Origin of the sequence: Pseudomonas sp. FSL R10-2189 (assembly GCF_009600325.1) — a bacterium.
Lineage (GTDB): Bacteria > Pseudomonadota > Gammaproteobacteria > Pseudomonadales > Pseudomonadaceae > Aquipseudomonas > Aquipseudomonas helleri.
Genome location: NZ_WIVZ01000006.1, coordinates 116079 through 130150, shown reverse-complemented (window position 1 = coordinate 130150; position 14072 = coordinate 116079). Strand labels below are relative to the sequence as shown.

The 14072-nt window shown below is 59.0% G+C and carries 12 protein-coding genes; 7 read left to right on the top strand and 5 right to left on the bottom strand.

Annotation, left to right across the window (positions count from 1 at the left end):
• Positions 1–28 precede the first annotated feature (28 nt).
• Both GHO32_RS07265 and GHO32_RS07260 read right to left on the bottom strand, forming a co-directional pair.
• On the bottom strand, positions 29–1969 hold the full coding sequence (locus GHO32_RS07265) for a flavin monoamine oxidase family protein (protein WP_368668394.1): 1941 nt from the start codon (positions 1967–1969) through the stop codon (positions 29–31).
• 333 nt (positions 1970–2302) lie between these two features.
• A complete protein-coding gene (locus GHO32_RS07260; protein ID WP_153336297.1) occupies positions 2303–3340 on the bottom strand; it encodes a LacI family DNA-binding transcriptional regulator in 1038 nt (345 codons plus the stop codon).
• 210 nt (positions 3341–3550) lie between these two features.
• Here GHO32_RS07260 and GHO32_RS07255 point away from each other — a divergent pair, with 210 nt between their 5' ends.
• Positions 3551–4879, top strand: a complete 1329-nt coding sequence (locus GHO32_RS07255) for an MFS transporter (protein ID WP_153336296.1) — start codon at positions 3551–3553, stop codon at positions 4877–4879.
• 13 nt (positions 4880–4892) lie between these two features.
• Entirely contained in the window at positions 4893–6248 is a 1356-nt protein-coding gene (locus GHO32_RS07250; RefSeq protein WP_153338159.1) for an amidase, read from the top strand.
• A 102-nt stretch (positions 6249–6350) separates the two neighbouring features.
• Here GHO32_RS07250 and GHO32_RS07245 read toward each other — a convergent pair whose 3' ends face one another.
• The 3 genes from GHO32_RS07245 to GHO32_RS07235 all read right to left on the bottom strand — a co-directional run bounded on the left by GHO32_RS07245 (position 6351) and on the right by GHO32_RS07235 (position 8748).
• Positions 6351–7091: an SDR family NAD(P)-dependent oxidoreductase gene (locus GHO32_RS07245; protein ID WP_153337013.1), complete on the bottom strand. Its 741-nt coding sequence runs from the start codon at positions 7089–7091 to the stop codon at positions 6351–6353.
• A 27-nt stretch (positions 7092–7118) separates the two neighbouring features.
• Positions 7119–7946 (bottom strand): shikimate dehydrogenase, encoded by an 828-nt coding sequence (locus tag GHO32_RS07240; protein WP_218581131.1) that lies wholly within the window; start codon positions 7944–7946, stop codon positions 7119–7121.
• 88 nt (positions 7947–8034) lie between these two features.
• Positions 8035–8748: a FadR/GntR family transcriptional regulator gene (locus GHO32_RS07235; RefSeq protein ID WP_048369286.1), complete on the bottom strand. Its 714-nt coding sequence runs from the start codon at positions 8746–8748 to the stop codon at positions 8035–8037.
• Between the two features lie 280 nt (positions 8749–9028).
• Between GHO32_RS07235 and GHO32_RS07230 the strand changes: the two genes are divergently transcribed.
• From GHO32_RS07230 to GHO32_RS07210, 5 genes are read left to right on the top strand one after another with little or no spacing between them, the layout of a single operon-like run.
• Positions 9029–10270, top strand: a complete 1242-nt coding sequence (locus GHO32_RS07230; protein ID WP_088500383.1) for a branched-chain amino acid ABC transporter substrate-binding protein — start codon at positions 9029–9031, stop codon at positions 10268–10270.
• Positions 10271–10329: 59 nt separating this feature from the next.
• Positions 10330–11271 carry a branched-chain amino acid ABC transporter permease gene (locus tag GHO32_RS07225; protein ID WP_048369285.1) on the top strand — a complete coding sequence of 314 codons (942 nt, stop codon included), beginning with the start codon at positions 10330–10332 and terminating at the stop codon, positions 11269–11271.
• 3 nt (positions 11272–11274) lie between these two features.
• Positions 11275–12552, top strand: coding sequence for a branched-chain amino acid ABC transporter permease (locus GHO32_RS07220; RefSeq protein WP_153336816.1), 1278 nt, complete (start codon positions 11275–11277; stop codon positions 12550–12552).
• Positions 12549–13304, top strand: coding sequence for an ABC transporter ATP-binding protein (locus GHO32_RS07215; protein ID WP_153442806.1), 756 nt, complete (start codon positions 12549–12551; stop codon positions 13302–13304). Before GHO32_RS07220 ends, GHO32_RS07215 begins: the two co-directional genes overlap by 4 nt.
• Positions 13301–14023 (top strand): ABC transporter ATP-binding protein, encoded by a 723-nt coding sequence (locus GHO32_RS07210; RefSeq protein ID WP_048369282.1) that lies wholly within the window; start codon positions 13301–13303, stop codon positions 14021–14023. The genes GHO32_RS07215 and GHO32_RS07210 overlap by 4 nt, the downstream gene beginning before the upstream one ends.
• Positions 14024–14072 lie beyond the last annotated feature (49 nt).

The following is a 14072-nucleotide window of genomic DNA, read 5'->3' as shown; positions in this document are numbered from 1 at the left end:
TACGTCAGAAGGGAATTTAAACGGTTCGCTAAGGGCGCGTTTGGTACTCGGGATAGTCATCCATACAGAAGCCTCCGTTGAACTCGGCCTGCGTGGTGTTGCACAAGTTGATGACTGCATCAATTGCACCTCGCAGGCAGGGTTCAGTCCAGCCGGCATCGACAGAGAATGATTCACCGGCAAGGTAGAGACCTGATACATGCGCATAGTCGCGGTTGTATTTCATTAGGCTGACTGCTTCGTAATAAGTACCTGCGCGATACAGTTTGGCGCAGCCGAGCGCGTTCTTGTCCGTGATCCAGCGTTGAACAACAGCATTCTGAGCGTCGATGTAAGGTGAAATTGGGCTCTTTATGTTTGAGGCTCGCAGCAGGATGCGATCGAGTTCAGTGATGCATTTTGCGACCAGGGTCTTGTCATCAAAAGAGGCAAGTTTAGTTGCATCATCTTCCCAAGTGTAACTAAGCAAGATGCAATCGTAGGGATAAGCATCGTGATAGCGGTAGGCATATACATCGTGGACAAAGCTATCAGTGACGATAACTTGCGGGATTTTTTTGTTTTTAGATAAGAAGCTTTTTTTCAGTGGTGCGTAGACTTTACAACTGGTTTCCCAGTGAGCAGTTTTGTATGCATTGATGATTGAATAAGGCAACATGTTTTGGCTGAAGTTTTCCAGCTGGATATGGGTTTCAATGATCCAGGAAGGAAGGGTCAAGATGACTGAATCGAAATCTTCATGGCGTTCAGATTTTTCCTCCGAACTACTGACTTTCCAGTCGTAGGTTACGCGAAGTTGTCCTGAGTCCAGCTTGGTCAGTCGAGTCACTGAGGTGTCTGTCAGGAAGCCTGCACCTCGATTCCGGCAATGATCGTAGAAAGACAGTCCATTGACCGAGGTCTGCGTGAACATCAAGCATTCATCAAGTGCTGCCAGACCTAGATAACGGGGTGGCTCAAAGTCCAGATCTTTACAGTCCTTCAGCGAAGGAACACCTAGATATGGCGAAGGTATAGGATTGCCATCTGTGTCTACGCGACCATGCACTAACTGCAATTGGCTGCTGAAGCCGAAAATTGCAGTACGTAAGGGATACAGGCAGCAAACATCATAAAAGGCGCCCCAACTGCCATCACCTATGCCGATGGAGTAGAAAATAGCGGATTCTTCTTGGTTCATGCCAAGCCCGCCGAAATCCCCCGGGTTCTCTGCTGCCCAATGAGTGAGTGCTTGCAGTGTTACCAAGTCGCGAAAGGACAGCGCTTGATAGCGTGCGACGATAGATGCCCACTGATTTTCCCATTGCGGTGAGCCATAGATGCGTGCGACTTCTCGTGTCATTAGTTCGGCAAAATGTCGCCACTTCCCGTAAACCTGTTGAAGTTTCTCAGTGGGCGGTGGCGTGTGACCCTGCGGATTTTTCCAGATCAGCATTTGTGGTTCTGGTTGGCCATCCAGTAAGCCTTCGCGCAGGTATATGCCTGTACTGCGGACCTGTGCGGTACCAGGATTAGGGAAGTCTGATAACTGCAAATCAAACAGTTTGCAGTAATAGGCCATGAGTGACTGGCCTTCTGTAGGAATTTCGCCTGTTGTGTTAAATAGCGGCATGCGCATTGCCCCCATTTCAAACGGCGTGCTTCCCATTAAGGGTGATTGTCCGTTTTTAACTACAGACAAGTGGCGACCGCCAATACGATGAGACTGTTCAATCAGAGTGACGTGAGTGAAACCGCATCGCAGAAGTTCCCGAGCTGCGGTGAGACCGGTAACGCCAGCGCCAATGATGCAAATTTTGTGGTCGGGTTTCGTTGCGCTGGCAATACCGAACTGTTGCTCAACTAATTTGCGGTAGTTAAAACATAAATCGGGAGGGCCTGGAAATCGCCCCCGCCATGAAGACGCTTCATGCGTGGGCAAATGCTTGGCGATGAATGCCGGATAGTCATAGGTTGATCCAATCGTCACAGTTTTGCGCTCCGTATGGTGTTCAGCGGTGGAGTGCGCACATTGCGAGTCAGCGATGGATCGCGGGTGGTAGATATTTACGACATCGTGCACCTGATGCACTGATTTTTCTGGTTATGAAAGCAAGGATAGAGATGGTTTCTACGTAGTTGTCGAGGGGCTTAGCGAGGCTGTGACTGGTTGGTTGCATCACCACGGGCAGTCAGTCTTTGCGAGGACTGCGTCCTCGTTCGCAGCCTCGCTACGCTGCTCAGCGGCTACATGAATTGACTGAGCCTCGAAGCTGCACCTCAAGGGGAAACGATATGAAGGGCTGAGACATGCCCTCAGCAGTTACAGCGGCTTGGGCGACACTGTAGAACTGGCCCGCACTTGCAACTGCGGGGTCAGCACAATCGATTCAACAGCCTCGCCCTTGATCCGTTTCAGCAATAACTCCACCGCCTGCTGGCCCATTTCGGCCAGTGGCAAGCGCACGCTGGTCAGTGGCACGGTGAGTTCGTGGGCGAGGGCGATGTCGTTGAAGCCGACCACGGCGATGTCTTTGCCCGGCAGCAGGCCTTTGTCCCGTGCGGCGCCCATCAGGCCGATGGCGAGGAAGTCGTTGACCGCGAAAAACGCTTGCGGGCGCGGGCTTAGCCCCAGCAGGCGCTCACCTTGCTGGTGCCCGGTGAGGCTGTCAAAGGGGCCGTTGAGGGTCCATTCCGGGCGCAAGGTGATGCCCTGTTCGCGAAAGTAGCGGGTGAAGCCGCGTGTGCGATCGGCGCCGGTTGAGGCGTGGCGTTCGCCTGCCAGAATCGCGACGTCGCGCCAGCCCAGGTTGTACAAATGCTCCGCCGCCAACCAGCCGCCCAGCTCATCGTTACTGCACGACGCGACTTGCCCGGCTATCTGGCGGCTGACCAGCACGTAGGGGATGTGTTTGCGGGTCAATAACTCGAACAGTGGCTGGGTTTCTCCCACGTGGGAGTCGGCCACGATCAGCCCGGCCACCGAGCGGCGCAGGGCGTGTTCGGCACGTTGCATCTGGCGCACGGGCTGGTCGTCGGTGTTGGACACGAATGTGAGGTAGCCCGCCTGTTCAGCGCTGCTGTCGATGCTGTCGTAAATGGTCGCCATTACCAGGTCGGTGATGCGCGGCATCAGCACGCAGATTTCCTCACTTTTTCGCAGTTTCAGGTTAGATGCCTGCGTGTTCGGTCGATAATCCAGCTCTTTCGCCAATGCACGAATACGCTCAATCACCTCGGCTGATGCCGCCCGTTCGACACCCGCCGGGTCGCCGTTGAGCACCCTGGACACGGTGGACACATGCACGCCAAGTGCAGTCGCCATGGACTTGAGGGTGGCGGGGCGGGCTGGGTTCGGCATGTTCGAGGGGTTTCCTGCTGTCTGTTATGAGCGCGCGGATTCTACCTGAACGAGCGATTTTCAGCCGGGCAAAATTTTTACCCAAACGTTTGACTAAAATTTTCACTCGCTCTACATTTCGTCAACCCAAACGTTTGGGTAAAAAAATAAAAATACGCCGGAAGCGGCCGACTTTTTGACTTCTGCCATCATTTGAAGAGTCAGATACCTATGAACAACCCAGCTATCCCTTCCTTCCGCTATCAGATTTTCTTCTTGATTATGCTGATGGCGCTGCTCAATTACATTGACCGCGGTGCCATTGCCTACGCATCGGCGAGCATCCTTCCCGAGTACGGTTTCGACAAAGCCGACTGGGGCAAGGTGCTGGGTTACTTCGGTTACGGTTACATTTTGGGTGCGTTGATCGGCGGCATTCTGGCCGACCGTTTTGGCGCCAAACGTATCTGGCTGATCGCCGGTGCCACCTGGTCGATCTTTGAAATTGCGACCGCTTTTGCCGGTGACTTTGGTCTGGCGTTTCTGGGCGGTTCGGCGATGGCCGGTTTCGCCACCATCCGGGTGATGTTCGGTTTCGCTGAAGGCCCGGCGTACTCGGTCATCAACAAGAGCGTGGCGAACTGGGCGACCCCCAAAGAGCGCGGTTTTGTGGTGTCGGTGGGTTTGCTCAGCACGCCGCTGGGTGCGCTGTTGACCGCGCCGATTGCGGTAGGCCTGCAAACCCTGACCGGCGACTGGCGCAGCATGTTCGTGATCCTGGGTGTGATCAGCCTGGCGCTGTTGATTTTCTTCATGACGCGCTTCACCAACACCCCCGATGAAAACCCGCGAGTGTCCAAGGCGGAGCTGGACTACCTGCGCAAAGAGCGCGCCGAAGCGGTCAATGCCTCGACGCCAACCACCACACTGACACCGGTCTGGCACTTCTTCAAAAACAAGGACCTGTTGCTCAACGCGGTCGGCTACTTCTCGTTCGTCTACGTGACCTTCTTGCTGCTGACCTGGACCCCCAAATACCTGCAGGACGAGTTCCACTACAACCTGTCCTCGCTGTGGTACATGGGCATGATCCCGTGGACCGGTGCCTGCTTTACCGTGCTGCTGGGCGGCAAAATCTCCGACCTGCTGCTGCGCCGTACCGGCAACCTGAAAGTCGCCCGCAGCTGGCTGGCCGCGACTTGCCTGCTGTTGACCACGCTGTGCTTCATCATGGTTTCACAGGCCCAGACCGTGTGGGGCGTGATTGCCCTGATGACCCTGGCCAACGCCCTCAATGCGCTGCCTAACTCGGTGTACTGGGCCGTGGTCATCGACACTGCGCCGTCCAACCGCGTCGGCGCCTACAGCGGCATGACCCACTTTATTGCCAACACCGCTTCGTTCATTGCCCCGATGCTGACCGGCTACCTGACCGTCCGCTATGGCTATTCGTCGATGTTCGTGGCCGCCGCCGTGGCGACCGCGTTGGGCATGAGCGCCATGTTGATGGTGCGCCCAGGCGGCCGTCCGGCTGCTTCCCCCCTTCCTGCTGCTGTTTGATTGAGGTGTTTGTATGAGCCCGGTACTACCTGCCCATGCTGGCTATTTTTTCGGTCGATCGGTCGTCGAGCTGGCTGAACGCCTGCGCGACGGCAGCTTGACCAGCGTTGAACTGACCCAAGCCGCTCTCGACAGCATCGAGCGGCTGAACCCGACCCTGAACGCCTTCGTTCAAGTGGATGCACCGGTTGCTCTGGCCCAGGCGCGCAAGGCCGATGACCTGTTGGCCCAAGGCCAGGACTTGGGGCCGCTGCACGGCATACCCGTAGCGGTCAAAGACAACATCGATACGTTGGATTACGTCAGCACTTATGGCTCGGCGCATTTCGAAGGCTTCAGGCCGCGTCGTGATGCCGTGTGTGTGCAGCGCTTGCGCGAGGCGGGTGCGGTAATTGTCGGCAAAACCTTGACCCATGAATTCGCCTACGGCCCGACGGGCGACCGCTCGCTACAGGGCGCGGCCCGCAACCCGTGGGACCCGGATTGCATTACGGGTGGCTCCAGCGCGGGCAGCGCGGCGGCCGTGGCCAGCGGCATGGTGCCGTTGGCCTTGGGCACGGACACTGGCGGCTCGATCCGGATTCCGGCGGCGTTGTGCGGTGTGGTCGGCTTCAAGCCGTCCTATGCTGCCGTGCCACTGGAAGGCGTATTCCCGCTGTCGTCCAGCCTCGACCACGCCGGGCCGATTGCCAACTCGGTTGAAGACGCGCGTCTGCTGTTCGAAGTGTTATCGGGCAAGGCATGCGCGGCGACGGCTACTGAACCACGTGCAGTACGGGTTGGCTGGATCCGCTCGGGCAGCTTCGGCCCGGTCGACGCCGAAGTGGATCAACAGGTTTACCAGGCGGCCAAGCAGGTGTTTGGCGATACCTTGCACGAAGTGACGGAATTGGCCGCCATGGCTGCTGGCATGAAAGAAACCCTGCTGATGCTGCAACGCGCCGAGGCCTACGACGTGCATGCCGAGCGCATGCAAGAGGCGCCGCAATTGTTCGACCAGGAAGTGCGCGAGCGCCTTGAACTGTCGCAAGACGCTCGCGGCTGGCAATACATTCGCGCGCAGCGGGGCCAGCAGCAGTATCAAGCGCAGATGGCGCGGTTATTCGAAGACTATGACCTGCTGGTTTCGCCCAGCGTACCGATCATCGCCCCGGCAGTGAACGCACGGGAAACACTTGTGGACGAGCAACTCATCGACGTCCGCGCTGCAGTGCTCAGCTACACCAGCCCCTGGAATCTCACCGGCCTGCCCGCCATCAGCCTGCCAGCAGGGCAGGTGAGAGGCCTGCCCGTGGGCCTGCAAGTGATTGCAGCGGCGGGTGAAGATGAGCGTTTATTGCAGTGGCTGACCCACCACACCCCCACATAAACCCAAATCCCTGTAGGAGCGAGCTTGCCTCGCGATCTTTTGATCTTGAAAAGATCGCGAGGCAAGCTCGCTCCTACCGGGTTGTGGTTCAACAGAATTGCCTCACCCCGCGATATACAACCCGCCATTCACATGCAGCACTTCCCCGGTCATGAAGCTCGATCCGTCACTGCACAAAAAGGCGATGACAGAGGCGATTTCACTCGGCTGGCCGAGGCGTTTGAGCGGGGTTTGTTCCACCGAATCGCTGCCACGGGTGGCGATCAGGCTTTGTGTCATCGGGGTTTCGATGATGCCCGGCGACACCGCATTCACCCGCGTCTGCGGCCCCAGTTCACGGGCCAGCGCGCGAGTCAGGCTCAGCAGGCCGCCTTTGGAGCTGCCGTAGTGGGCGTTGGAATACGCGCCTCGGTGCGCAGCCACGGAGGTCAGGTTAACAATAGCGCTGTTGGCGCGCAGGGCAGGGATGGCGCGGCTGCACAGGTAAAACACGCCGTCGAGGTTGATGCCCAAGGTCTGGCGCCATTGCTCGTCGGTCATTTCGCGAATCGGTTGTGATTGGTACAGCCCGGCGGATGGCACCAGAAAATCAATCCCGCCAAAGCGATCGACCGCCAGTTGCACCGCTTTTGCCGAATCCTCCGGGTCGCCAGCGTTCATGCGCAAGGTGGCCACACGCTCACCCTGAGGGTCCAGCGTCCGGGCGAAGTCCGCCAGCCCTTCACCGTCCAGATCCGTCAGCACCATCGACGCGCCGTATTGATAAAACAGCTTCGCCACTTCGCGGCCGATACCGCCGTTGGCGCCGGTCAGCAGCAAGACGCGGTTGTTGAAGTCATACATGAGCAGTGTCTCCAGAGAGGGCAGGGGTCAATGGCCGAGAATGCGCGCAACGTGTTCAGGCTGCAGGTCAACACCGAGGAAGCGGCAGATTTGCACCACCTGCCCGTAAATCATGTGCTGACCGGGGTGAGTGCCGCAGCCGCGTTCGCGTGCCGCCGCCAGCAGCGCGGTGCCGTCGGCGCGCATCACGGCTTCGCAGACCAAAGCGCCTGCTCGCAAGGTGTTCGGATCGAGGGGCAGGGGATCATCGTCCTTGAGGCCCAGCGAGGTGGCGTTGATGACCACGTCGTAGTCCTGCGCATTGCCGTCACTGATGACCAGATCGAGCGCAGGAAAGTGTTTTTGCAGACGCTCCAGCAACGCTTGCGCACGGGCCGGTGAACGGTTGTAGAGGGCCAGTCGTGCAGGTTTCTGCTGGGCGAGGGACCAGGCAATAGACTTGCCCGCGCCTCCCGTGCCCACCAGCAACACACGTTTGCCAGCAACCGTATGCCCCTGTAGGTGCAGGCCGGCAAGCATGCCTTCGCCATCAAAATTGCCGCCCGTGAGGCGCCCGGTTTCAGGGTCGATGCGGATGGCATTCACCGAACCGACCTGGCGGGCGATGTCGGTCAGGTCGTCGCAGTATTCAAGGATGCTCTCCTTGTACGGGATGGTAACGACCAGGCCTTGCAGGTTGGCGAAGCCGCCTACGCCACCCAGCACCTTTTGCAGGTTTTCGGCGTGCACGTGCAGGGGTACGCAGACCACATCCAGACCTTGATTGGCCGTACTTTGATTGATGACTTGCGGGGTTTTTACATGGGCGATCGGATCAGCAACGATGCCGATCAAACGCGTTTGGCCAGTGATCATGAGGATTAACCTGTCTGACATTTGTTTTTGTTGTCTGACAGGATGGTAGGAGGCTTCCCTTTTCAGTGTCAAGGGTGCTGCAGGAGGATCAGTCCTGCAGGTACATGTCCATGCGCTTGGCGGCATTGCGCAAATGACGCTCGGCGGCTTCGCCCGCCCGCACCGGATCGCGCGCCTGAATGGCCTGGAAGATGGCCTGGTGTTCGTCCTGCACCGCCTGGATCAGCTCGTTGTAGATCGCCGCCGTGTTGCTGCGGGCCTCGCGAATCAGGCGCCGGACACTGTGATCGAGGTATTCATTCAGCGATTTGAAGTGCGGGTTATGGGTGGCCGCGACAATCGCCTGGTGGAAGGCATAGTCCTCTTCGTCGCCCAGTTGGTCGTTGACCATGGCGTATTCCATGCCGACCAACGCCTGGCGAATTTTCTTCAGGTCTTCGGGGGTATGGCGCAACGCCGCAAGGCGCGTGGCGCCCACCTCGATGGTGATCAGGAACTCGAGGATGTGCAGCAGGGAGTCTTCTTCGTCGAGCGACACTTCGTTGAGGCGGAAGGCGTGACGCTCGCCGCGCTTGGCCACGAAAGCGCCTTTGCCTTGCTGGGTGGTGATCAGTTCTTCGAACTTGAGTTGCGACAAGGCTTCGCGCACCACCGCCCGGCTGACCGAAAACTGTTCGCACAACTGCCGCTCGCTGGGCAGTTGATCGCCGGTGGCCAGCCGCCCGGAGTGGATTTCGCCACTGAGCCAGTTGACGATTTCCATTGGCAAGGGCTGGTTGCTTTGTACGTTAACGCTTTTCATTGTGAGTCCTCTGCCGCGAGGCAGCGCGGGTACGGGCATAAGTGATTGGCTGAGAATAGTGAAGGAATGGGCTGTGGTCTTACAAGTTTAGAAATTTTTTTCTCGGCTCAAGCCTGCACATTTCAAGGTGTTTGAGTGAATCAATCGGAAATAAATGCACTTTTTTGCCCGTGGGTGCTTTGACTTCGGCGCAGCGTTGTCGTAATTTTCGCCAACTGGTCTGACATGTAGTTAATGATGTTCGACCAGATCGTACATAAAAATAAAAAACGAGGCTTCCATGCACACAAAGACCACGCTGCGTCTGCTCACCTTCGGCACGACCCTGCTCGCCGGTATCGCCTGCGCTGATCCTTTGAAAGTAGCGTTGGTCGAGACCCTGTCGGGACCCTCCGCCGCCACCGGGCAAATGTTCCGGGCCGCCACGCGCTTCCAGATCGACCGCCTGAACGCTGAAGGTGGCTGGAATGGCGAACCCATCCAGCTGCTCGAATTCGATAGCCAAGGCACCCCGGCCGGCGCTTCCGAAAAACTCAAGGCCGCGATTGGCAGCGGCGCACAAATGATCGTTCAGGGCGCCTCGTCAGTGGCAGCCGGGCAAATCACAGAAGATGTACGCAAATACAACCTGCGCAACAAGGGCAAGGAGGTCGTGTTTCTCAATGTCGGCGGTGAGGCCCTGGAACTCACCGGCAGCAAATGCCACTTCTACCACTTCCGCTTCAACGGCAATGCGCCCATCCGGGTCAAAACCCTGGTGGCAGCCATGAAAGAAGCCGGCACCCTGGGCACTAAAGTCTATTCCATGAACCAGAACTACAGCTGGGGTCAGGACATGGAAAAAGCCATCACCGACAACGCGGCGGCGGGTGGTTACCAGTTGGTGGGCAAAAGCCTGCACGACACCCAGAAAGTCCAGGATTTCGCCCCTTACATCGCCCGTATCCAGGCCTCAGGCGCTGAAACCGTGCTCACCGGTAACTGGGGCAACGACTTGCTCTTGCTGATGAAGGCCAGCCGTGCGGCGGGCCTCAAACTGCGCTTTGGCACCGCCTTCCTCGATCAGCCAGGCAACCTGGCCAACGCCGGTGATGTTGCGTTGGGGCATTACGTTTCGCACCCGTTCAACATTGAAGCCGCAGGCGAGCAGGGCGAGAAATTCGCCACCGAGTACCAGGCCAAGACCGGGCACCTGCCAGCCTATATCGAGCCGCAAACCGTGTTCGCCTTGCAGATGGTGGGCAATGTGCTGAAAACCTTGCCGGCTGAAGACGGCCGCCTCAACACCCGCAGCTTCGCCCTGGCCCTGGAAAAAGCCAGCGACAGCAACCCGCTGGGTGCCGTGCGCATGCGCGCCGAAGACCACCAACTGTTGATGCCGTTCGTGGTGTCGGTGGTCTCCAAAGACGCGCGCTACAAAGTTGACGGCACTGACATGGGCTTTGTCCCGATCAAGTCGTTCAGCGCCGATGAAGCCGCAGCGCCGGTGCAAGCTGACTGCCGCATGCAACGGCCCGACTGACGCCGCCTGGCGTGCCACCCGGCACGCCTTTTTGTCCATCGCGAACGCTGGAGTCGCCTATGGAATTCCTCACAGTTTCACTGCTTAACGGCGTGATCTACGGCCTGCTGCTGTTCATGGTTTCAGCTGGCCTGACGCTGATCTTTGGCATGATGGGCGTGCTCAATTTCGCCCATGCCTCCTTTTATATGGTGGGCGCCTACCTGGCCTACACCCTGCAAAAATACGTCGGCTTTGTCGGCGCGGTGCTGCTTTCGACCGTGCTGGTGGGACTGATCGGGGTGATTGTCGAGCGCTTCTTCCTGCGTCGCGTACACAAGTACGGGCACGCCCACGAACTGCTGCTGACCTTTGGCTTGACGTTCATCATTGTTGAGCTGATCAAGTTGTTCTACGGCAACTTCTCGGTGGAATACCGGGTGCCGGAGTTCCTCAACTTCGCCGCGTTCCAGGTGTTCAGCACCGACTACCCGTTCTACCGGCTGCTGATGGGCATTGTCTCGCTGCTGGTATTTGCCCTCATCTATCTGCTGCTGACCCGCACCCGGGTCGGCATCGTGGTGCGCGCAGCAATCCATCGCCCGCAAATGGCCGAGGCCCTGGGGCATAACGTGCCGCTGGTGTTCATGGCGGTGTTCGGCATTGGCGCGGCCCTTGCCGGGCTGGCCGGTGCACTGGCGGGCGCCTTCTACACCACCAACCCGAACATGGCGCTGGAGCTTGGGGTGATTGTGTTTGTCGTGGTGGTGGTCGGCGGTTTGGGCTCAATGGCCGGGGCGATGGTGGCCTCGCTGTTGATCGGCCTGATTTCATCCTTCGCGGTGGGTGTGGACCTCAGCCTGGCGTCAGTGTTCGGCTTGTTTGGTGCCGGTGAATGGGCGCAGCAAATGGGTGGTTTGATGACCCTCAAAGTGTCCAGCGTCGCGGCCACCATTCCATTTGCGCTGATGCTGCTGATTTTGCTGATCCGGCCATCCGGGTTAATGGGCGAGAAGGGGTAGACCATGAAACTCACAAAAATCCTGCTGCTGGTCTTGCTGCTGGCACTCGTTGTGGTGCCCGCTGTTGTACCGGCGTCGATGGTCAACGCGGCCATTCAAATGCTGATCGCGGCCTTGTTTGCCTGTGCTTTTAACCTGCTGTGCGGGCAGGGCGGCATGCTTTCGTTTGGCCACGCGGCGTACTTTGGCGTCGGCTCGTTTGCCACGCTGCACGCGATGAACGCGCTCAATGGTCATGGCCTGCTGCCAACACCTTTGCTGCCGCTGATCGGCGCCCTCGGTGGTTTTATCTGCGGGGTGTGCGCGGGCTGGTTCGCGACCAAACGCGCTGGTGTGTACTTCTCGATGATCACCCTGGCGCTGGCCGAGTTGCTGCACTCGCTGGCTCCGCACCTGAGCGCGCTGTTTGGCGGTGAAGCGGGTATTTCGTCCATGCGCAGCCCGGCGTGGGGCCTGGATTTTGGCGATGCGACCCAAGTCTATTACCTGACCCTGGTGTGGGTGGTGATGTCGATTGCCTTGCTATACGCCTTCACCCTGACGCCCATGGGCCGCCTGACTTTCGCCCTGCGCGAGAACGGTCACCGGCTGCAATTTCTCGGCTACAACGTGCACCGTTTGCGGGTGCTGGTGTTTTCCCTGTCAGCGATGTTTTCCGGGATCGCCGGCGGCTTGCAGGCCCTGAATCTGGAGTCGGCCAACTACGTGCTGTTCGACATGCACTATTCCGCAGAGGTGGTCCTCAACACCTACATCGGCGGGGTCAACGTGTTTCTCGGGCCGGTTCTGGGCGCGGCCTTGATGACCTTTTTTGGCAACGCCGCCTCCGACCTCACTCAATCCTGGTTGCTCTATCAGGGCCTGTTGTTCGTGCTGGTGATGATGTTTATGCCCAGCGGTCTGGCCGGGCTGGTGCTGGCCTGGAGCGCGCAGATCCGGCGCAACGGCTGGCTGGCGGTGATCCCGGCTGCCGTGACGGCGTTGCTGACGGCAGCGCTGGTGAGCCTGGCCGTGGTGTTTGCCATCGAAACCTTGCAACGGGTGTTCAGCCAGGATTACCAGGCGCTGCTGATTGCCGGTCAGCCGTGGCCCGCCATCAGCCTGTTTGGCCGCGACTGGTTACCCGGTTCGCCACTGACCTGGGCCATGCCGCTGCTACTGGGCCTGGCCGGGCTGTTGATGCTCAAACTGGCACGGCGCCAATGGCTGCGCCTGCTGGACGATGAACGCGGGTCCAAACCTGCCGCCCTCACGCTGCAAGCCGAAGGAGATGCCCCATGAGCCGCGCGATTCTGCAGTTACACGACGTGCACAAATCCTTTGGCGAGGCCCACATCATTCGCGGCGCAGAGCTTGAACTGCGTGACGGCGAACGGCATGCGGTGATTGGCCCCAACGGTGCGGGCAAGTCGACGTTGTTCCACTTGATCTCCGGACAGTTGCAGCCCACCAGCGGCAAGATCGTGCTGGGCGATACGCCGATTCAGGGGCGCTCGCCGGAGCACATAAACCATTTGGGGCTGTCGCGCTCGTTTCAGATCACCAACATTTTTCCGGGGCTGACGGTGTTCGAAAACCTGCGCATTGCGGTCATGCGCAAGCACCACATGCAGTACCACTTCTGGCGCTCGGTCCAGCGTTACCCCGAGGTGCGCGAGCAGACCCAAAAGCTGCTGGAGCAAGTGCGCCTGCAAGACAAACAAAGCGTGTGCGCGGCGCAGCTGTCTTACTCCGAGCAGCGTGCACTGGAAATCGGCATGACCCTGGCCAGTGACCCGCGGGTGATCCTGCTCGACGAGCCCATGGCGGGCATGTCTCACGAAGAAACCGACTACGCCTTGCAGTTGATTCGTGAGGTGACCCAAGGCCGATCTTTGCTGATTGTCGAGCACGACATGGACGTGGTGTTTTCACTGTACGACCGCATCAGCGTGCTGGTCTACGGCCAGGTCATCGCCACCGGTACGCCGGATGAAATCCGTGCAGATCGCCGGGTACAGGAAGCCTATCTGGGTGAGGAGCAATGCGCATGAGTGCGACCCCGCAAAACCTGCTGTCGATTAGCGACCTGCATGTGCATTACGGCAAGAGCCACGTGCTGCACGGGGTCAACCTCAACATCGGCCACAACGAAGTGGTCAGCTTGCTGGGGCGCAATGGCGCCGGGCGCTCCACCACCATGAAAGCGGTGATGGGTCTTGTGCCTGCCAGCGCGGGCAGCATCCAACTGGCAGGCCGTGAATTGACCGGGCTCAGGCCGTACCGGGTCAGTCGGGCCGGGGTCGGTTTTGTCCCGGAAGAGCGCGAAGTGTTTGCCAACCTCAGCGTCGAAGAAAACCTGCGCATGGGCCAGCAAGAGCCGACGCCGGGCGCCACGGCCTGGACGGTCGAGCAGATGTTTGAGTTTTTCCCGAGGCTGCGTGAGCGTCGCAACACCGGCGCGGGCAACCTCTCGGGCGGTGAGCAGCAAATGCTTACCTTGTGCCGTTCGCTGCTGGGTTGCCCGAAAGTGCTGCTGATCGATGAGCCCACCGAGGGGCTGGCGCCGAAGATCGTGGCGGTGGTGGCCGAGGCCATTCGCGACATCCACCACCGCGGGGTGTCGATCCTGCTGGTGGAGCAAAAGCTGACCATCGCCCTGAAGGTGTCTTCGCGGGTTTGCGTGATGGGCCACGGGCAGATTGTTTTTGAAGGTACGCCGCAAGCGCTGACCGACGACCCCGATTTGATGAAGGAGTGGCTGGCGGTCTAGAGCACCAGCCGCAACATTCAACCCGGCAGGTTCGCCTGCCAATTCCCCC